The sequence below is a fragment of the Modestobacter versicolor genome (genome assembly GCF_014195485.1).
Taxonomy (GTDB): domain Bacteria; phylum Actinomycetota; class Actinomycetes; order Mycobacteriales; family Geodermatophilaceae; genus Modestobacter; species Modestobacter versicolor.
In genome coordinates this window covers 3,860,296-3,878,354 of record NZ_JACIBU010000001.1, presented here as the reverse complement: position 1 = coordinate 3,878,354, position 18,059 = coordinate 3,860,296, and the positions used below count along the sequence as shown (strand labels likewise).

Annotated in this window: 17 protein-coding genes and 4 tRNA genes; 5 read left to right on the top strand and 16 right to left on the bottom strand. The window is 73.9% G+C overall.

The genetic code is table 11. The annotated features are described in order from the left end of the window. Positions 1 to 24 precede the first annotated feature (24 nt). From rplK to FHX36_RS18960, 4 genes are all read right to left on the bottom strand, one after another. On the bottom strand, positions 25 to 453 hold the full coding sequence (rplK, locus tag FHX36_RS18975) for a 50S ribosomal protein L11 (protein ID WP_110550678.1): 429 nt from the start codon (positions 451 to 453) through the stop codon (positions 25 to 27). Positions 454 to 499: 46 nt separating this feature from the next. Next, entirely contained in the window at positions 500 to 1,396 is an 897-nt protein-coding gene (gene nusG / locus FHX36_RS18970; RefSeq protein ID WP_110550679.1) for a transcription termination/antitermination protein NusG, read from the bottom strand. A gap of 43 nt (positions 1,397 to 1,439) precedes the next feature. Further along, positions 1,440 to 1,916, bottom strand: a complete 477-nt coding sequence (gene secE, locus FHX36_RS18965; protein WP_181428611.1) for a preprotein translocase subunit SecE — start codon at positions 1,914 to 1,916, stop codon at positions 1,440 to 1,442. Between the two features lie 34 nt (positions 1,917 to 1,950). Then, positions 1,951 to 2,026, bottom strand: a tRNA-Trp gene (locus tag FHX36_RS18960). A gap of 233 nt (positions 2,027 to 2,259) precedes the next feature. Between FHX36_RS18960 and FHX36_RS18955 the strand changes: the two genes are divergently transcribed. Beyond that, complete coding sequence (locus FHX36_RS18955) at positions 2,260 to 3,516, top strand: pyridoxal phosphate-dependent aminotransferase (protein WP_183514015.1); 1,257 nt, start codon at positions 2,260 to 2,262, stop codon at positions 3,514 to 3,516. Positions 3,517 to 3,540: 24 nt separating this feature from the next. On the opposite strand, the gene FHX36_RS23655 is transcribed toward FHX36_RS18955, so the two are convergent. From FHX36_RS23655 to FHX36_RS18910, 9 genes are all read right to left on the bottom strand, one after another. Next, positions 3,541 to 4,959, bottom strand: coding sequence for a M1 family aminopeptidase (locus FHX36_RS23655; RefSeq protein WP_110553393.1), 1,419 nt, complete (start codon positions 4,957 to 4,959; stop codon positions 3,541 to 3,543). 23 nt (positions 4,960 to 4,982) lie between these two features. Continuing rightward, complete coding sequence (locus FHX36_RS18945) at positions 4,983 to 5,405, bottom strand: MaoC family dehydratase (protein WP_110553394.1); 423 nt, start codon at positions 5,403 to 5,405, stop codon at positions 4,983 to 4,985. Then, a complete protein-coding gene (locus tag FHX36_RS18940; RefSeq protein WP_110553395.1) occupies positions 5,402 to 5,848 on the bottom strand; it encodes a MaoC family dehydratase N-terminal domain-containing protein in 447 nt (148 codons plus the stop codon). The genes FHX36_RS18945 and FHX36_RS18940 overlap by 4 nt, the downstream gene beginning before the upstream one ends. 33 nt (positions 5,849 to 5,881) lie before the next feature. Then, positions 5,882 to 6,046 (bottom strand): 50S ribosomal protein L33, encoded by a 165-nt coding sequence (gene rpmG, locus FHX36_RS18935; RefSeq protein WP_110553396.1) that lies wholly within the window; start codon positions 6,044 to 6,046, stop codon positions 5,882 to 5,884. Between the two features lie 100 nt (positions 6,047 to 6,146). Continuing rightward, positions 6,147 to 6,220: transfer RNA gene (locus FHX36_RS18930), tRNA-Met, on the bottom strand. 42 nt (positions 6,221 to 6,262) lie between these two features. Beyond that, positions 6,263 to 6,335: transfer RNA gene (locus FHX36_RS18925), tRNA-Thr, on the bottom strand. A 116-nt stretch (positions 6,336 to 6,451) separates the two neighbouring features. Then, positions 6,452 to 8,908: a putative bifunctional diguanylate cyclase/phosphodiesterase gene (locus FHX36_RS18920; RefSeq protein ID WP_343056664.1), complete on the bottom strand. Its 2,457-nt coding sequence runs from the start codon at positions 8,906 to 8,908 to the stop codon at positions 6,452 to 6,454. A 522-nt stretch (positions 8,909 to 9,430) separates the two neighbouring features. Further along, positions 9,431 to 11,407 (bottom strand): hypothetical protein, encoded by a 1,977-nt coding sequence (locus FHX36_RS18915; RefSeq protein WP_183514013.1) that lies wholly within the window; start codon positions 11,405 to 11,407, stop codon positions 9,431 to 9,433. Next, the gene (locus tag FHX36_RS18910; RefSeq protein ID WP_183514010.1) at positions 11,404 to 11,685 is read right to left on the bottom strand and encodes a hypothetical protein; all 282 of its coding nucleotides are present in this window, start codon (positions 11,683 to 11,685) and stop codon (positions 11,404 to 11,406) included. The genes FHX36_RS18915 and FHX36_RS18910 overlap by 4 nt, the downstream gene beginning before the upstream one ends. Positions 11,686 to 11,849: 164 nt before the next feature. Here FHX36_RS18910 and FHX36_RS18905 point away from each other — a divergent pair, with 164 nt between their 5' ends. Beyond that, positions 11,850 to 12,287 carry a pilus assembly protein TadG-related protein gene (locus tag FHX36_RS18905; protein ID WP_110554426.1) on the top strand — a complete coding sequence of 146 codons (438 nt, stop codon included), beginning with the start codon at positions 11,850 to 11,852 and terminating at the stop codon, positions 12,285 to 12,287. A gap of 59 nt (positions 12,288 to 12,346) precedes the next feature. On the opposite strand, the gene FHX36_RS18900 is transcribed toward FHX36_RS18905, so the two are convergent. Beyond that, a tRNA-Tyr gene (locus FHX36_RS18900) sits at positions 12,347 to 12,428 on the bottom strand. A gap of 93 nt (positions 12,429 to 12,521) precedes the next feature. On the opposite strand from FHX36_RS18900, the gene FHX36_RS18895 reads away from it, so the two are divergent. Beyond that, positions 12,522 to 13,013, top strand: coding sequence for a YajQ family cyclic di-GMP-binding protein (locus tag FHX36_RS18895; protein WP_110554427.1), 492 nt, complete (start codon positions 12,522 to 12,524; stop codon positions 13,011 to 13,013). 36 nt (positions 13,014 to 13,049) lie between these two features. Here FHX36_RS18895 and FHX36_RS18890 read toward each other — a convergent pair whose 3' ends face one another. Both FHX36_RS18890 and htpX read right to left on the bottom strand, forming a co-directional pair. Next, positions 13,050 to 13,847, bottom strand: coding sequence for an SGNH/GDSL hydrolase family protein (locus FHX36_RS18890; RefSeq protein ID WP_343056663.1), 798 nt, complete (start codon positions 13,845 to 13,847; stop codon positions 13,050 to 13,052). Positions 13,848 to 13,885: 38 nt separating this feature from the next. Next, complete coding sequence (htpX, locus tag FHX36_RS18885) at positions 13,886 to 14,758, bottom strand: zinc metalloprotease HtpX (RefSeq protein ID WP_110552858.1); 873 nt, start codon at positions 14,756 to 14,758, stop codon at positions 13,886 to 13,888. Between the two features lie 222 nt (positions 14,759 to 14,980). On the opposite strand from htpX, the gene FHX36_RS18880 reads away from it, so the two are divergent. Together FHX36_RS18880 and FHX36_RS18875 are read left to right on the top strand one after the other, a co-directional pair. After that, positions 14,981 to 16,930, top strand: a complete 1,950-nt coding sequence (locus FHX36_RS18880) for a 2-oxoacid:acceptor oxidoreductase subunit alpha (protein WP_110552859.1) — start codon at positions 14,981 to 14,983, stop codon at positions 16,928 to 16,930. Then, on the top strand, positions 16,927 to 18,048 hold the full coding sequence (locus FHX36_RS18875; protein WP_258372827.1) for a 2-oxoacid:ferredoxin oxidoreductase subunit beta: 1,122 nt from the start codon (positions 16,927 to 16,929) through the stop codon (positions 18,046 to 18,048). Before FHX36_RS18880 ends, FHX36_RS18875 begins: the two co-directional genes overlap by 4 nt. The last annotated feature ends 11 nt before the right edge of the window (positions 18,049 to 18,059 follow it).

The window sequence follows — 18,059 nt, the reverse complement described above, 5'->3', positions numbered from 1 at the left end:
GCCGCCGTCAGCCGGCGGCTTCCCTCACTTGACCGTGATGCCCATCGACCGGGCGGTGCCGGCGATGATCTTCTCGGCCTGGTCGAGGTCGTTGGCGTTGAGGTCGGCCATCTTGGTGGTGGCGATCTCGCGGACCTGGTCACGGGTGATCGTGGCGACCTTGGTCTTGTGCGGCTCGCCCGAGCCCTTCTCGACCCCGGCGGCCTTGAGGATCATCCGCGCGGCCGGCGGCGTCTTGGTGACGAAGGTGAACGACCGGTCCTCGTAGACCGAGATCTCGACGGGGATGACGTTGCCGCGCTGCGACTCCGTCGCCGCGTTGTAGGCCTTGCAGAACTCCATGATGTTCACGCCGTGCTGACCGAGGGCCGGGCCCACGGGCGGTGCGGGGGTGGCCGCACCGGCGTTGATCTGGAGCTTGATGACCGCGGTCAACCGCTTCCTGGGGGGCATGACTTCCTTCTTCTGCTGATCAGGTGGTGGTTCGGGCGCACCCGGGTCAGATCTTGGCGACCTGGGTGAACGACAGTTCGACCGGCGTCTCGCGGCCGAAGATGGAGACGAGGACCTGGAGCTTCTGCTGCTCCGGGTTGATCTCGTTGATGGTGGCCGGCAGCGTGGCGAACGGGCCGTCCATGACGGTGATGCTCTCGCCGACCTCGAACTCGACGACCGTGCTGGGGCCGGCGGTCGGGGTGGCCTCGGCAGCGGCCGCGGGCTTCGCGGTGGTCGCCGGCACCAGGAGGTTGACGACCTCGTCGATGCTCAGCGGCGAGGGGCGGGAGGTGGCCCCGACGAAGCCGGTGACGCCGGGGGTGTTGCGCACCGCGCCCCACGACTCGTCATTGAGGTCCATCCGGACGAGCAGGTAGCCGGGCAGCTTCTTCCGGTTGACCTGCACCCGCTTGCCGTTCTTGATCTCGGTGACCTCCTCGGTGGGCACCTCGATCTGGAAGATGTAGTCCTCCATGTCCAGCGACGTGATCCGGGACTCGAGGTTGGTCTTCACCTTGTTCTCGTAGCCCGCGTAGGAGTGGATCACGTACCAGTCGCCGAACTGGGTCTTCAGCGTCTTCCGCAGCGCGTCGGCCGGGTCCTCGTCCGCCTCGGCCGCGGCCTCGAGGGTCTCGGTCACCAGCGGGTCGTGGTCGGGGGCCGGCTCGGCCAGCGGGTCGGCGACGAGCGTGTCGCGGCCACCGGACTCGATCTCCGGGACGACGTCGGCCGTACCGGAGGCGGTGTCCTGGTCCGCGGTGTCGGTCGAGCCCTCGGCGGCCCCGGTCTCGCCGGCGCCCGTCTCGAGGTCGGCGCTGCCGCGCACGTCCGCGCGCGCGTCGTCGAGGTCGATGCCCTCGACCGCGCTGTCGGTCTCGAAGGGCTCGCGGGGGTCAGTCACAGGGTCTCTTCCTTCTCGGGTGTGGTGCAGTCGCAGGGGGCGGTCAGCCGAAGACGGCGAGCACGCCCTGGGCGAAGAGGATGTCCAGGCCGGCGACGATCGCCACCATGACCGCGACGAACACGATCACCACGGTGGTGTAGGTGATGAGCTCCTTGCGACCGGGCCAGATCACCTTGCGCAGCTCGGCGACGACCTCACGCAGGAACCGGCCGATGCTGCGCTTCTCGCGCAGCTCGGCGGCGCGGGCCCGCTCGGCGGCGGCCCGGGTGCGGGTGCCCTCACCGGCCCGGGTGGAGCCGGTGGGCTTGTCGGCCGGGCGGCTGGCGGTCCGGCGACGACGGGTGGGCGTGGCGACGACCTTGTCCTCGTCCGAGGCGGCGTCGTCGGCGATCTCGGCCTCGGCGGCCTCGAGCTCGGCGGCGTCGTCGACGCCCGGCGTCTCGGCGTCGATCTGCTCGGCGGTCAGCTCGTCGTCGGCGGGAGCGCCGTCGGTGGGCTCGCCGTCCTTCTCGCTCACAGCGCCTCGCTCTTCTCGGTCGTCGGTCAGGTGGTGGCAGGGGTGACAGGACTTGAACCTGCAGCCTGCGGTTTTGGAGACCGCTGCTCTGCCAATTGAGCTACACCCCTAGGGATCGCCGGGCCGCGCCTCGGCGCGACCGGACCCTCGAGAGGAGCCCCGGGGCACGCCGGTGGCGGGGTCCCACAGGCCCCAGGTCGTCGAGTGTACGGGACCGGCCGGACCGGGAGCCAACACGGCAGGTGGACCGCCGTCCCGACCCCTCCCCGGGCGCTGCGCCGGGCACCCCGCGAGGTGCCGCAGCCGGGCCGCCGGGGACGCCCGGTCTGACACGATCGCCGCCATGACCACCGCTCCCGTCCCGGGGCCCACCCCGCCGGTGCCGGCCCCGCCGCCGGCCGAGCGCCGCGTGTCCCGGCGCGTCGCCGGCATCACGCCGTCGGCGACGCTGGCCGTGGACGCCCGGGCCAAGGAGCTGCGCGCCGCCGGCTCCCCGGTGATCGGCTTCGCGGCGGGCGAGCCGGACTTCCCGACCGCGCCGCACGTGGTCGAGGCCGCCCGCGCGGCCGCGCTGGAGCCCCGGTACCACCGCTACACCCCCGCGGGCGGGCTGCCGGAGCTCAAGGAGGCCATCGCCGCCAAGACGCTGCGCGACTCCGGGGTCTCCGTCCGGCCGGCCGACGTGCTGGTCACCAACGGCGGCAAGCAGGCCGTCCACGAGGCGCTGGCCACCCTGCTCGACCCGGGCGACGAGGTCCTGCTGCCGACGCCGTACTGGACCACCTACCCGGAGGCCGTCCGGCTCGCCGGCGGCGTCCCGGTGCCGGTCGAGGCCGACGAGGCCAGCGGCTACCTGGTCTCGGTCGGCCAGCTGGAGGCGGCTCGGACCCCGCGTACCAAGCTGCTGCTGTTCTGCTCCCCGGCCAACCCCACCGGCGCGGTGCAGCCCGCCGAGGAGGTCGCCGAGATCGGCCGCTGGGCGCTGGAGACCGGGCTGTGGGTGCTCACCGACGAGATCTACGAGCACCTCGTCTACGGCGGCGCCACGGCCCCGTCCCTGCCCGCACTGGTGCCCGAGCTGCAGTCGCGCTGCGTCGTCGTCAACGGGGTGGCGAAGACCTACGCGATGACCGGCTGGCGGGTCGGCTGGCTGATCGGCCCGGCGGACGTCGTCTCGGCCGCCACGGCCCTGCACTCGCACTCCACGTCCAACGTCGCGAACGTCTCCCAGGCGGCCGCGGTGGCCGCGCTGACCGGCGACCAGTCCGGGGTGGCGGTGATGCGCGAGGCCTTCGACCGCCGGCGGAAGACCGTGGTCGGCATGCTGCGGCAGATCCCGGGGATCGCCTGCCCGGAGCCGCAGGGTGCGTTCTACGTCTACCCCTCGGTGCGGGCGCTGCTCGGCCGGCCGATCGCCGGGCGCACCGTGCACACCAGCCTGGAGCTCGCCGAGCTGCTGCTGGAGCAGGCGCAGGTCGCGGTCGTCCCGGGTGAGGCGTTCGGTACCCCGGGATACCTGCGGCTGTCCTACGCCCTCGGTGACGACGACCTGGTCGAGGGCGTCACCCGGATGCAGCAGCTGCTCGGCTCGGCGGGCTGAGCCCGGTCGGCCGAGGTCGGCGGCTCAGTCCGGCAGGTCGTCGGCGTCCAGCGCGCCGGCCTGCTGGAGCACGGCGAGCGCGGCGGGCAGGTCGGCCAGCGCCGCCGCGACGTCGTCCGGGGTGGCGATCGACCAGGCCGTCGCGTCCACGTAGCACCGCACCGCCGCGTCGAACGCCTCCGCGCCGGCCTGCTCGCGGGCGGTGAGCAGCATGGCGGCGCCCTTGCCGTACACCGTGGTCACGTAGCTGCGGTCGTCGGGGAACGAGGCCATCGAGCCGCCGACGTCGCCCTCGAGCGCGAGCAGCCGGGACACCCGGGCCGGCGCCAGGTCGCCGGCGACCGACTCGGCGTAGCTGGCGAAGGACTCGTCCAGCCACGGGTCGCGGAACTGGGAGTCGCCGACCATCCCGTAGAACCACATGTGCGCGACCTCGTGGACCAGCACGACCTCGTCGTCGGTGGCCATCAGGATCGACGACGGGTACTCGATGCCGCCGCCGAGGTCGGGCAGCCACGGCACGGTCAGGGTCGCGTAGGGGAACGCGCCGAAGCGGGCGCTGAGCTGCTCGATCGCCTCGCCGGTGGCCTGGGCCTGCCGCGCCGGGTCGAGGCCGGAGCCGGGCAGCACGCCGGTGGTCACGCGGACGCCGCCTGCCTGGGTCTCCGCGGTGGTGAAGGAGCCCACGGCGACGCTGACGTCGCGGGCCACGGGCTCGTGCGAGGTCCAGGTGCGGCGGCCGTCCCGCGGGCGGCTCGGCTCGTCCTGGTCACCGGTCATCAGCACGGTCAGCGCGGCCGGGGCCTCGACGGAGATCGTGGTGTCGCTGACCGGGCTGCTGGCCGTTTCGCCGGTCAGCGCCACGAACGGGTCGCGGGCCCAGCCGACGCCCGGCTCCCACGCCAGCAGCGGTGCGCCGCTGGCGAACCAGGAGACGTCCTGCGCGGTGCCGAGCCGCTCGAAGCCGCCGCCCCCGAGGGACAGCGAGAAGTCCAGCTCGACCTCGGTGGACTCCCCCGCCGCCAGCCGGTCGGCCAGCTCCACGACGTAGAGCCCGCCGGGCGCCGTCGCGCCGGCCTCCTCGTACCCGCCGCGCGCGACGTCGTCACCGCGCACGGAGTCGACGGTGAGCTGGTTGCCCAGCGCCGTGGCGTCGGGGCCGTTGGGCACCAGCCGGAAGACCAGCTCGTCGGTGGGCAGGTCGGGGGTGAAGACGACGGTCTCGGTGCCGGTGACGGTGCGCAGGTCGTCGGCGAGGGAGAACTCCAGGTCGACCACCGGCCGGTCGGGGTCGGGGGCGGCGCGCTCGGTGGGGCACCCGGTGGCACCGGTGGGCGGCGACGGCACCGGCGCCGTGCTCGCCGGGGCGGCCGTGCCGGAGGTGTCGCTGGTGCAGCCCGCGGTCAGCAGCAGTGCGAGCAGGACGGCGGGACGACGGCGCACGTCGATCCTCCCCGACCGCCGGGTCAGCCGAGCGCGACGACGGCGCGGGCCAGGGAGAGGACCTTCTCCCCACCGCTGGTCACAGTCAGGTCGACGCGGACCCGGCCGTCCTCGCCGACCTGGGCGACCCGTCCGCGCACGGTGAGCTCGGCGCCGGTGTCGTCGTCGGGGACGACGACCGGCCGGCTGAACCGCACCTGGTAGTCGACGACGGCGCCCGGGTCACCGACCCACCGGGTGACGGCGCGGACCGCGATGCCGGCGGTGAGCATGCCGTGCGCGATGACGCCGGGCAGGCCGACCTCCCGGGCGACCCGCTCGTTCCAGTGGATGACGTTCAGGTCGCCGGACGCGCCGGCGTAGCGCACCAGGTCCGCGCGGGTGACCCGGGAGACCTGCTCGGGCAGCTCGGTGCCGACCTCGACGTCGGCGAGGCGGAGGGTCATGCCGTGCCCCGGGCCACGAGCATCGAGCGGGTGGTGCAGACCGGCTCGCCGTCCTCGGTGGCCAGGTCGACCCGGGTGGTGAGCATGTCGTTGCCGGCCACGCTGCGCACCGCGTCGATGGTCGCGGTGGCGACCAGCCGGTCGCCGGCCCGCACCGGGCGGTGGTGGGTGAAGCGCTGCTCGCCGTGCACCACCCGGCTGTAGTCGATCCCGACCTCAGGGTCCTCGACCACGACGTTGCCGGCGCCCAGGCTGAGCACGATGGCGAAGGTCGGCGGGGCGATCACGTCGGGGTGCCCGGCGGCGCGGGCGGCGGCCGGGTCGCGGTACACCGGGTCGGGGTCACCGAGCGCCGTGGCGAACTCGGCGATCTTCTCCCGCCCGACCTCGTACACGGCAGAGGGCGGGTAGCTGCGCCCGACCAGTCCTGCGTCCAGCGCCATGCTCCCGCCCTCTCGCTCGCCTGCCCGCTGAGGTCAGCGGGTCTCGCGGTGCAGCGTGTGCTTGCGGTCCGTCGGGCAGTACTTCTTCAGCTCGATCCGGTCGGGGTCGTTCCGCCGGTTCTTGCGGGTGATGTAGTTGCGGTTCTTGCACTCCTGGCAGGCCAGGGTGATCTTCGGACGGACGTCTGTGGCTGCCATGAGCGCGTTCCTCGCCTTGTTCTCGGTGTTCTCGGGTGGTGCTCGTGGGCGGCAGGTGCCACACACGACGACGGACCCCGCGAGCGGGGTCCGTCTGGGGTAGCGGTGACCGGACTTGAACCGGTGACACAGCGATTATGAGCCGCTTGCTCTACCAGGCTGAGCTACACCGCCGGGTGACCTGCGGCCCGGTCTCTCGACTGGACCGGTGGTCGGAGCCCCTTTACGGAATCGAACCGTAGACCTTCTCCTTACCATGGAGACGCTCTGCCGACTGAGCTAAAGGGGCGTTGCTCGGGAGCGGGAGAGACTCTACCTCGGACCTCGTGGCCCCCCGCGCAGGGGGTCGGCGTGGGCCGGTGCGAGTCGCCGTGACCGTCCGGGCGACGGGGAAGACACTAACAGCTAGGTCCGGACGAACAGACGGCGGTGCCGGGCCCCGGGGGCCGCGCTGCGGACGCCGGTACGGGCCAGCAGCCAGCCCTCCAGCCGGTCCTCCGGGAGCGGGCGGCTGACCAGGAAGCCCTGCAGCTTGTCGCAGCCCATCTGGGCCAGCAGGTCGCGGGTGACCTCGTCCTCGACGCCCTCGGCCACCACCCGCAGGCCGAGGTTGTGGGCGAGCTCGACGATCGACCGGGCGATGAAGGACTCGTTCTGGCTGGTGGACATGCCCAGCACGAAGGACTTGTCGATCTTCAGCTCGTCGATCGGCAGCTGGCGCAGCTGGGACAGCGACGAGTAGCCGGTGCCGAAGTCGTCCATCGACAACCGGAGCCCGAGGGCGTGCAGGTCGGCCAGCACCGTGCTGTTGCGCACGGTGTCGTCGACGACGCTGCCCTCGGTGAGCTCCAGGGTCAGCAGCTCACCGGGCACGCCGTGGTGCCGCAGCGCGTTGCGGACCCGCGCGACCAGGTCGGGCTCGGCCAGGCAGCGGGCCGAGAGGTTGACCGCGACCGAGAGCGCGATGTCCTGGTCCAGCCAGCGCCGGCAGCGGTCCAGCGCCCGGTCCAGCACGTGGTCGGTGAGCGGCCCGATCCGGCCGATCTGCTCGGCGAGGCTGATGAAGTCGTCCGGCGGGATGTCGCCGTAGCGCGGGTGGGCCCAGCGGACCAGCGTCTCCACCGAGACGATGTCGGCGGTGCGGGTGTCGATGATCGGCTGGAAGACCACGGTGATCTGACCCTCGGCCATCGCCGTCTCCAGCTCGGTGCCCAGCTGCAGCCGGCGCAGGCTCTGCTGGTCGAGCACCGGGTGGTAGGTGGCCACCCCACCGGAGCTGTGCGCGGCGAGCAGCGCGACGTCGGCCCGCTGGATGAGCGTGCCGGCGTCCGAGCCGTGCACCGGGGCCGCCGCCACCCCGATGGTCAGCGACACCTCCAGGTCCAGGCCGGCGACCCGGGCCCGGGTGGAGGCGGCCTCGCGCAGCCGGCGGGCAGCGCGCTCGGTCGCCGGCAGCGACAGGCCGGGCAGCAGGACGGCGAACTGGCCGCCCTCCATCCGGGCGACGAGGGCCTGCGGCGGCGCGTGCTCGCGGAGCAGCCCCGCGGTGACCAGCAGCAGCTCGTCGCTGGCCGCGTGGCCGAGGGTGTCGGTGACGTTCGTGTACCCGTCGAGCGCGGCGAGGACCAGGCCGGCCCGGGCGGTCGCCGGCTCGGCCAGCAGCAGCGCGTCGATCTCGACGGCCAGGCGCTGGCGGTTCGGCAGGCCGGTCAGCCGGTCGTGGTCGGCGTCGTGGCGGATCTGGCTCAGCAGCTGCTGCTGCCGGATCGCGGCGTTGACGTGGGTGAGCACCGACTCCAGCGCGCCGCGGTCGCCGGAGGTGAAGCTGACGATGTCCGAGCGCCGGTCGCAGACCTCGAGGTAGCCCGGCTCGCCGGCGGCGGTGGTCACCGGGGCGCCCAGCACCTCGCGGGCGCCGCGCCGGCGGAGGGCGGCCAGCTCGGCCTCGTCGGCGCGGGCGTCGGAGACGAGCACCGGGCCCTCACCGTCGGAGACCAGCGCGCGGCGGCGGATCAGGTCGTCGGGGTCACCCGGGCCCTCGTACCACTGCGGGTCGCCCTCGCCGTCGACGACGAGCTGCGGCCCCTCGTCCAGGTAGGGCGGCAGCCAGAGGGCCACCCGGTCGGCGTTGAGCAGCTCGCGGACGGCCCGGACGATCTCCCGGGTGCCCTCGTCGTCGGGGCTGACCAGCTCGACCCGCCGGGCGAAGTCGTACACCCGCTGGACGGTCCGCCGTTCGCGCGAGGCGCGGCTGGAGAGCCGGAAGATGGCGATGAAGCCGAGCAGCAGCGGGACGATGAGGGACCACGCCCAGCTGTTCTCCTCGACCAGCAGCATGGCGATCACGCCGACGACGACGCTCAGCGGCCCGACCACGGTGTTCGGCAGGGCGGCGACCCAGAACGACCAGCCGGGGAAGCCCTGGCTCAGGGTGATCGCCACCCCGACGCCGGCCATCCCCACCACGTGGGTGACGAACGTCGCGACCGCCAGCGACACCCAGGTGATCGGGTCGGTGACGTCCAGCGGGGGGAAGAGCGAGAGCACGGCCAGCGCGGCGGCGAGCTCGGCGACGCCGAGCGCGGCGTTGAAGGCGAGCTTGGCCGCCGGGTACCCCTGCCACGACATCACCGCGACGATCGCGACGACGCGGGCGATCGCGGTCCACGTGCCGCCGACCTCGACCAGGCCGACCACCACGGCGATCTCGGTGGGCGACAGGGAGATCGTCTGCTTGCCGACCTCGAGGTCCAGCTGGACGGACTCGGTGAGCACCAGCACGGCGAGCAGGACCGCGACCATCCACGGTGACGGGGTGGTCCACGCCGAGGGGAAGGTGGGCACGCCTACGGCAACGGTCACGACGATCGCCAGCCCGGCGATGGTCCATGGCCGTCGGATCAGTGACGCTCCCGGCTGCGCGGGAGCCGCGAGCTGGGCCACGGTCAGCCTGTCTGTCGATTCGGCGTTCACCGAAGGTAACAGTGCGAAGCGACCGTGGGGGTGCGGCTCACCCGGACGGAGCAGCCCGTCGTGCCGGGCTGCTCCGTCAGGTCAGAGCCAGGAGGTCAGCGACCCCACTTCCAGCCCCGGCCCCACTTCCAGCCACGGGCGGAGGAGTCGGCGGTGGTGACGGTGACAGAGGTGCGTGCGGACATCGGGATCTCCTCGAGACGTGGCGAACGGATCGCGGCAGCCGCCCACGCGGGGGCAGAGCGATGTCCGGCACAGACCGCAACCATGAGAATGCAGGGGGTCACCCACACGGGGCAAGCATTGACACGACCCGGTGAAGTGATCTTCGCCGTGTCGTCACCGTGCGTGATGACGACAAGATGACCGGTATCGAATGGGTGACCACTCGCCACCGCAGGGTGACGCCGCTCACCGACGCCTGCGGAAGGGGTCGGGCAGCTCCAGGTCGGTCATCCGGTCCAGCAGCGACGGTTGCGGGGCGGTGAGCCCGCCGAGCAGCGCGCCCGCACGGTCGAAGCCCGCCCGCGCGGCGGGGGCCGCCGCCGGACCGAGCGCGCCGGCCGCGAACCCGGCCGCGTCCACGCCGGTCCGGACGATGCCGGTGTCCGGCCCGATCTCCACCTCCCCGTTCGTACCCAGCAGGTCGGCGGCCACGCCCTCGACCGCGCCGGCCAGCTCCCCCGCCACCCCCGGCACCGCCGACAGCGGCGCGCTGACCGCCAGCTGCCACGGCATCTGCAGGTCGACGGCCCAGCTCTGCGCCTGGCTCCACTCCAGCGCGTACCGCAGCCGCTGGCCGTACTCGAGCACGGCGACGTGCGCCCCGGCCACCTCCCCGGCGAAGCCGCCCGCCGCGCCGGTCTGCAGCGCACCCCGCACGGCGGCGGTCAGCTCCGTGGCGGCGTCCTCGTCGGTGACCAGGTAGCCCAGCCCGCGCAGCGCGGCGTCCCCGCCGGCGTCCAGCGGTGCGCCGGTGACCGCGGCGTCCAGCACCGGCAGGACGACGCCCGGCTGGCCGGCGACGAGGCCGGTGACCGCGGGGCGCAGCCGGGCCAGCGCTCCCTGGTCGTCCAGCACCCGGGCCGGGCTCCCGGGCGCCAGCCCCTGCCCGAGCGCCAGCAGCGCCGACCGGGCGACCCGGCCGGCCTCCGGCGCGGCGGCGGCGAGCTGGACCACCGCGGCGAGGGCCCCGGTGCCGCCCGGCCAGGGCCGGGCCAGCAGGGTCGTCCACGCGCCGGGGTCGGCCAGCAGCTGCGCCGCCCCCGCGCGGTCGCCGGAGCGGGCCAGCGCTGCCAGCGCCGCCTCCACCGGGTCGCCGAGCAGGGCCCCGCCGGTCGAGCCGGCCCCGGCGCGGGCCGCCTGGGCCGCCTCGCGGTCCAGCAGCTGGCGCCCCCAGGCCACCGCCAGCGAGGGCCCCGCGGCGGGAGCGGCCAGCACGAGCCCCATCGCCACCGCCGTCCCGTCGGCTCCGTCGCCGGGCGCACCCGGGTCGAGCCGGAAGGCCGCGAGGACCTCGCCGGTGCGGGCGCCCGCTCCGCTGAGCGCGCCCGCCAGCAGGCCCGCGAGCTGCTGCTCCTCCCCCGTGCCGGCCAGCCCGCCGAGCACGGTGAGCAGCCACCCGAGGCCGTCGGCGCCGAGCCGCTCGACCAGGGCGTCGGCGAAGCCCGGCACGGACGCCCACTCGTGCCACCTGGCCACCGCGGCGGCCAGGTCGCCCGTCGCGTCGGGGCCGGTGAGCTCGTCGGCGGCCCGGCGACCGAGGGCGGCCAGGGCGCCGGCGCCCCAGCCGGGCAGCTGGACGGCGAGCCGCGCGGTGACCGCGACCGCGTCGCCGGGCCGGCCGGTGCCGCCGAGCGGCCGGGTCGCGGCGACCAGCACGGCCGCGGCCGCGGCGGCGTCGTCGGTGAGCGCCTGCAGCAGGGCGCGGTGCTCGCCGGCCGCGGCGGCGTCCTGCTCGGCCACCGCCTCGACCAGCCGGCGCGCCTCCGGCGACTCGCCCGGCGCGCCCAGGTCGACGGCCGGGCCGACCAGCACGGCCAGCCGGGCACCGGCGTCGGCGAACCGGGCGCGCTGCTCGTCGGCCAGCACGCCGACCCGCGCCGCCACGGCCAACCACAGCTCGTGGTGGTCGGCGAGCCGCAGGTGCGCAGCGGTGAGGGCGTCGTGCAGGTCGGCGGCGACGGCGAGCGCGGCCCCGACCTCGGCCGCCGCGACCGCCGCGTCGGCGCCCTGCCACCCCGGCAGCACCGCCGCCGGCTCCAGCAGGTGGGTGGTCAGCCCGGCAGCGAAGCCGGCGGTGGCCAGCTGGTCGAGCACCGCGGCGAGGGCAGCCACGGAACCGGGCGGTGGCGGCAGCGGCTGCGGCGGGCTCAGCGTGACCGTCACCCGGCGACGCCCCGGCCCGGCACGGGGAGCAGCCCGGCGTCCAGACCCAGCCACGAGTCGGCTGCCGCTGCGACGGCCCGGCCGAGCCAGCCGAGCTCACCGGCCAGGCAGCGGCCGGCCGCCCCGGTGCCCTCGCAGAACGCGGCGACCGCCTCCCCCACCGGGCCGCCGACCGGGTCGGTGGCCAGCGCGGCAGCGGCCCGGGCGGCCGAGGTCGACGCCGCGTCGAGCGCCCCGGCGAGGGCGTGCAGCTGCTCGGGGACCACCTCGATCGCCATGCCGTGGAGTCTGTCGGCCCCGCGGCCGGGGCGCGGGCGTCGTCCACAGGCCCGGGGCCGCCGCTGGGCCACCGCTGCGTCGTCGTCCACACCGTCCACAGGCACTGTCCACAGGCGGTGGACAACCGTGACCGACCACTGCCGGCGCCCTCTACGCTGCGCGCGTGCGACCGGGCAGGCAGGCGACCGACCCCGAGGAGGGGTCGACGCTGCCGTTCGTGCTGGTCTGCTGGCTGGTGGCCGCGCTCATGGTCTTCGGGGCCATCGCCGCCTCGGACGCCTTCCTGGAGCAGCAGGAGGTCCAGTCGATCTGCGACGGCGCGGCCCTCGCCGCGGCGAACGACGCCGACGAGGCCGCCGTCTACTCCCTGGGGGTGGGCGCGCAGCTGCCGCTGGGCCGGGCCGCCGCCGAGGCGGCGGTCGCCGACCAGCTGGCCGACGCGGGCGTGCAGCTGGACGCGTGGTCGGCCGAGACCGACGGGCTCGAGGTGACCGTGCGCTGCACCCGGTCGGTCCAGATCGCCTTCGACTGGCTGTTCCTGGGCGGGCAACCGCTGGAACGCACCGCGGTCGCCAGCGCCCGGGCCCCGACGGCCCCGTGACCCGGCCCGGGGAAGACGACGGCCCCCGACCGTGAGGTCGGGGGCCGTCGCACCGGGTGTGGCGGGTGAAGGATTCGAACCTTCGTAGGCTAAGCCGACGGATTTACAGTCCGCTCCCATTGGCCACTCGGGCAACCCGCCGCGTGCTGGTGCCGGATGAGCTTACAAGACGGCGGACGACGGCTCGGGCAGGGACCCGGCCGGCCCGTCCGTCGCGCGAGAGAGGAGACAGTCATGGCCGATGCGTCCTTCGACGTCGTGAGCAAGGTCGACCGCCAGGAGGTCGACAACGCGCTGAACCAGGCGGGCAAGGAGCTCTCCCAGCGGTTCGACTTCCGCGGCGTCAACGCCACCATCGCCTGGGCCGGCGAGGAGGGGGTGACCCTGCAGGCCGACACCGAGGAGCGGGTCGCCGCGGCGCTCGAGGTGTTCCGGGAGAAGCTGGTCAAGCGCGGCATCTCGATGAAGGCGCTGGACGCCGACGAGCCGCAGCCCTCGGGGAAGGTCTACAAGATCACCGCCCGGATCCAGCAGGGCATCGCCTCGGACAAGGCCAAGCAGATCGCCAAGGCCATCCGCGACGAGGGCCCCAAGGGCGTGCAGGCGCAGATCCAGGGCGACCAGCTGCGGGTCACCGGCAAGAAGCGCGACGACCTGCAGGCGGTGCAGCAGCTGCTGAAGAGCAAGGACTTCGAGATCGCCCTGCAGTTCGACAACTACCGCTGAGCGCGGTCCCCCGGCCGGCGCCACCGGCCGGGGGTCTCAGCGGCTGGCCTCGTCCGCCAGGACGCCGGGGCCGGCCGGCACCGCCACCCAGTCCTGGTGCTTGCCGCTCCGCCCGTCGCCGGACGAGCGGCGGGTCAGCCGGCGCAGCGCCCAGGGCAGCACGTGCTCGCGGTAGTAGCGGGCCTCGGCGGACAGCCGCCGGGGCTCGGCCGGGCCCGGGTCGATGGCGTGCGCGGTGACCGGGTGCCCGAGGGCGCCCAGCACCAGGCCGGCGACGCGGCGGTGCCCGGCCGGCCCGAGGTGCAGCCGGTCGCGGGACCAGTAGCCGGGACGGCGCAGCTCCTCGTCCCCGAAGGCGTCGACGAACAGCAGGCCGTGCCGCGCGGCCAGGTCGGCGACCGCCGCGGTCAGGGCCACCCCGGTCCGGTGCATCGTGCCGCCGAACGGCAGCCGGGCCGTGGGGTCGGCCCCGCTCAGCAGCACCAGCTGGACCCCCGCCCCGGCGCACCGCAGCACGGCCCGCTCGGTCAGCGCGACCAGGCGGTCGACGTCGCAGCCCGGCCGCATCATGTCGTTGCCGCCGCCGTTGAGGGTGATCAGCGTGGGTGCCGGGTCGAGCGCCAGCACGGCCTCCAGCTGGTCGGTCACCACCGGCGCCAGCAGCCGCCCGCGCACCGCGGTGTTCGCGTAGTGCACCCGCCCGTCCGTCGCAGCCGCCAGCCCGGCGGCCACCAGGTCGGCCCACCCGCGCACCGAGCCGTCGGGGAGCTCGTCGCCCATCCCCTCGGTGAAGCTGTCGCCGATCGCCGCGTACCGCACCTCGCCGTCCACCACCCCCTCAGCGTAGGGACGGTGCGCGGAGCAACCAACCGTCAGGCCTGACCCTGCTCCCGGGCCATCTGCTGCAGCCGGGCGATCCGCTCGGCCATCGGCGGGTGGGTGGCGAACATCGACGCCATGCCCTGCCCGCGGAACGGGTTGGCGATCATCAGGTGGCTCTGGGTGACCAGCCGGTCGTCCTGCGGCAGCGGCCGCGCGGCGACCCCGCGCTCGAGCTTGCCCAGCGCGCTGGCCAGGGCGAGCGGGTCGTGCGACAGCTGCGCACCCGAGGCGTCGGCCTGGTACTCCCGGCTCCGGCTGACCGCCATCTGCACCAGGCCGGCGGCGAGCGGGCCGAGGAAGACCAGCAGCAGGCCGCCGACCATGCCGCCCCCCTCGCGGTCCTCCGAGCGACCGCCGAACAGCGACGCGAACATCGCCATGTGCGCCAGGTAGGTGATCACCGTGGCCATCGCGCCGGCCACCGAGCTGATCAGGATGTCCCGGTTGTAGACGTGGGACAGCTCGTGGGCCAGCACCCCGCGCAGCTCGCGGCGGTCCAGCAGCTCGAGGATCCCCTGGGTGCAGCAGACCGCGGCGTTGCGCGGGTTGCGGCCGGTGGCGAAGGCGTTGGGCTGGTTGGTCGGGCTGACGTAGAGCCGGGGCATCGGCTGGCGGGCCTCGGTGGCCAGCTCGCGCACGATCGCGTACAGCTGCGGCGCCTGCGTCTCGGTGACCGGGAAGGCCCGCATCGCCCGCAGCGCGAGCTTGTCGGAGTTGAAGTACGCCCAGCCGTTGACGGCGAGGGCGAGCACCAGGGCGACCAGCAGGCCACCCCGGCCGAAGAAGCTCCCGACCAGCAGGATGACGCCGCCCATGAGGCCGAGCAGGACGGCCGTCTTCAGCCCGTTGTTCCACCGTTGCACGCCCGGTAGAACGCGGTCGGCGCAGCCGCCGTTCCCTGGCCGGCGCGGCCGCCCGGGCAAGGCAAGGCGACCCTGTGTGGGTTGCCTCACGTTCCCCCGTCGACGGGTCGACCCCGGCAACCCGCACGTAACCTGGCGGGTCGGAGGTACCTCACACAGATGACTGGCAGAACTGGCACCGACCCCGGAATCAGCCCCGCCGCGAGCGGTGTTGCCACCGGCATGGACCGCGCAGCGCACAGCTCCGCCCCCGGCGGGCTCGTCAAGAGCGTCGTCGAGCTCGACCGCGTCGTCATCCGGCTGGCCGGTGACTCCGGCGACGGCATGCAGCTGACCGGCGGCCGCTTCACCAGCGAGACGGCGTCCTTCGGCAACGACCTGTCGACGCTGCCGAACTTCCCCGCCGAGATCCGGGCACCAACGGGGACCCTGCCGGGTGTCAGCTCCTTCCAGCTGCACTTCGCCGACCACGACATCATGACCCCGGGTGACGCGCCCGACGTCCTGGTCGTGATGAACCCGGCGGCGCTGAAGGCCAACCTCCCCGACCTCCCCGGCGGCGGCCTGCTCATCGCCGACTCCGACGAGTTCACCCCGCGCAACCTGGCCAAGGTCGGGTACGACAGCAACCCGCTCGAGGACGGCTCGCTGGAGAAGTGGCAGCTGGTGAGCGTGCCGCTGACCTCGATGACCACCGACGCGCTCGCCGACTCGGGCCTGGGCAAGAAGGAGGCCGAGCGGAGCAAGAACATGTTCACCCTCGGCCTGCTGAGCTGGATGTACCACCGGCCCACCGAGGGCACGATCCGCTTCCTCGAGCGCCAGTTCCGCCGCAAGCCGCAGATCGCCGCGGCCAACATCGCCGCCTTCCGCGCCGGCTTCAACTACGGCGAGACGACGGAGGCCTTCGCGGTCTCCTACGAGGTCAAGCCCGCGCCGATGGCCCCGGGCAAGTACCGGCACATCTCCGGCAACCAGGCGCTGTCCTACGGGCTCGTCGCCGCCGGGCAGCGGTCGGGCCTGCCGGTCTTCCTCGGTGCGTACCCGATCACGCCGGCCAGCGACATCCTGCACGAGCTGTCCAAGCACAAGGCCTTCGGCGTCCGCACGTTCCAGGCCGAGGACGAGATCGCCGGCATCGGGGCCGCCCTGGGCGCCTCGTTCGGCGGTGCGCTCGGCGTGACGACGACGTCCGGCCCGGGTGTGGCCCTCAAGGCCGAGACCATCGGCCTGGCCGTGATGACCGAGCTGCCGCTGCTGATCGTCGACGTGCAGCGCGGCGGCCCGTCCACCGGGCTGCCCACCAAGACCGAGCAGAGCGACCTGCTGCAGGCGCTGTTCGGCCGCAACGGCGAGGCGCCGGTGCCGGTGATCGCCCCGCGCTCCCCCGGCGACTGCTTCGACGCCACGCTCGAGGCGGTGCGGATCGCGCTGACCTACCGCACGCCGGTGATCCTGCTGTCCGACGGCTACCTGGCCAACGGTGCCGAGCCGTGGTCGATCCCGGCCGCCGACGAGCTGCCCGACCTGCGGGTCGAGTTCGCCACCGCGCCCAACGGCGAGGACGGCGAGTTCCTGCCCTACCTGCGCGACCCCGAGACGCTCGCGCGCCCGTGGGCCGTACCGGGCACCGCCGGGCTGCAGCACCGCATCGGCGGGCTGGAGAAGGCCGACAAGACCGGCAACATCTCCTACGACCCGGCCAACCACGACTTCATGACCCGCACCCGGCAGGCCAAGATCGACGGCATCGCCGCCTCGATCCCGGCCACCGAGGTCGACGACCCGGACGGCGACGCCCGGGTGGCGGTCATCGGCTGGGGCTCCACCTACGGCCCGATCGGGGCCGCCTGCCGGCGGATCCGCGCCTCGGGCCGCTCCATCGCCCAGGTGCACCTGCGCCACCTCAACCCGCTGCCGGCCGACCTGGGCGAGATCCTCGCCCGGTACGACCGGGTGGTCTGCCCCGAGATGAACCTCGGCCAGCTGGCCATGATCCTGCGGGCGAAGTACCTCTTCGACGTCCACAGCCACACCCAGGTGCGGGGGCTGCCGTTCCGCGCCGCCGAGCTGGCGGCCGTGTTCCAGGACGTCATCGACGGGACCACGGGGACGGTCGCCACCCTCGACACCGGCTCCGACACCCCTGCACAGACGGGAGCGGCCCTGTGACCGCCATCGAGTCCAACGCCCACGTGCACGACCTCGGCATGCCCGCGGGCCCGGACGTCACCACGATCTCCGGCGCCATCGACGCCTCGATCGCGCTGAACGGCCCGAAGCAGACCGAGCTGAAGGCCCGTGACCTCAAGACCGACCAGGAGGTGCGCTGGTGCCCGGGGTGCGGTGACTACGTCATCCTCAACGCGGTCCAGAGCTTCCTGCCCAGCCTCGGCATCGCCCGCGAGGACATGGTCATCATCTCCGGCATCGGGTGCTCCAGCCGGTTCCCGTACTACATGAACACCTACGGGATGCACTCGATCCACGGCCGGGCCCCGGCGATCGCGACCGGCCTCGCCGCGTCCCGCCCGGACCTGTCGGTGTGGGTCGTCACCGGTGACGGCGACGCGCTGTCCATCGGCGGCAACCACCTGATCCACACCCTGCGCCGCAACGTGAACCTGACGATCCTGCTGTTCAACAACCGGATCTACGGGCTCACCAAGGGCCAGTACTCGCCCACCTCCGAGGTCGGCAAGGTCACCAAGTCCACCCCGATGGGCTCGATCGACGCCCCGTTCAACCCGGTGTCGCTGGCCCTGGGCGCCGACGCCACGTTCGTCGGCCGGGCGATGGACTCCGACCGCAAGGGGCTCACCGACGTGCTGCGGCAGGCCGCCGAGCACCAGGGCACCTCGCTGGTGGAGATCTACCAGAACTGCAACATCTTCAACGACGGCGCGTTCGAGCTGCTCAAGGACCCGCACACCGGCCCGATGTGGACCATCCCGCTGGTGCACGGCGAGCCGCTGGTCTTCGGACCCGGGGGCGCCTCCTGCGTCGTCCGCGACGACTTCGGTGGTCTGCGGATCGCCGAGACGAACCAGGTCGACGCGTCGCAGATCGTCGTCCACGACGCGCACCGCGACGACCCGTCGTACGCCTTCGCGCTGTCCCGGCTGTCCAGCCAGGACCTCCGGTACTCCCCGATGGGCGTCTTCCGGAAGGTGGCCAAGCCCAGCTACGACCGGATGATGGCCGACCAGCTCGAGGACGCCGCCGCGCAGGAGCCGGCCGACCTCGACGCCCTGCTGGCCGGCGGCGACAGCTGGACCGTCAGCGCCTAGGACCTCACCGC

Bases quoted from the DNA above. Each gene is read 5' to 3' on its own strand.
- FHX36_RS18945 (WP_110553394.1), bottom strand. From the start codon at position 5,405: ATGACCCTCCGCCTCGCCGACGTCGAGGTCGGCACCGAGCTGCCCGAG.
- FHX36_RS18895 (WP_110554427.1), top strand. From the start codon at position 12,522: ATGGCCGATGCGTCCTTCGACGTCGTGAGCAAGGTCGACCGCCAGGAG.
- FHX36_RS18910 (WP_183514010.1), bottom strand. From the start codon at position 11,685: ATGGCGATCGAGGTGGTCCCCGAGCAGCTGCACGCCCTCGCCGGGGCG.
- rplK (WP_110550678.1), bottom strand. From the start codon at position 453: ATGCCCCCCAGGAAGCGGTTGACCGCGGTCATCAAGCTCCAGATCAAC.
- FHX36_RS18880 (WP_110552859.1), top strand. From the start codon at position 14,981: ATGGACCGCGCAGCGCACAGCTCCGCCCCCGGCGGGCTCGTCAAGAGC.
- FHX36_RS18955 (WP_183514015.1), top strand. From the start codon at position 2,260: ATGACCACCGCTCCCGTCCCGGGGCCCACCCCGCCGGTGCCGGCCCCG.
- rpmG (WP_110553396.1), bottom strand. From the start codon at position 6,046: ATGGCAGCCACAGACGTCCGTCCGAAGATCACCCTGGCCTGCCAGGAG.
- FHX36_RS18940 (WP_110553395.1), bottom strand. From the start codon at position 5,848: ATGGCGCTGGACGCAGGACTGGTCGGGCGCAGCTACCCGCCCTCTGCC.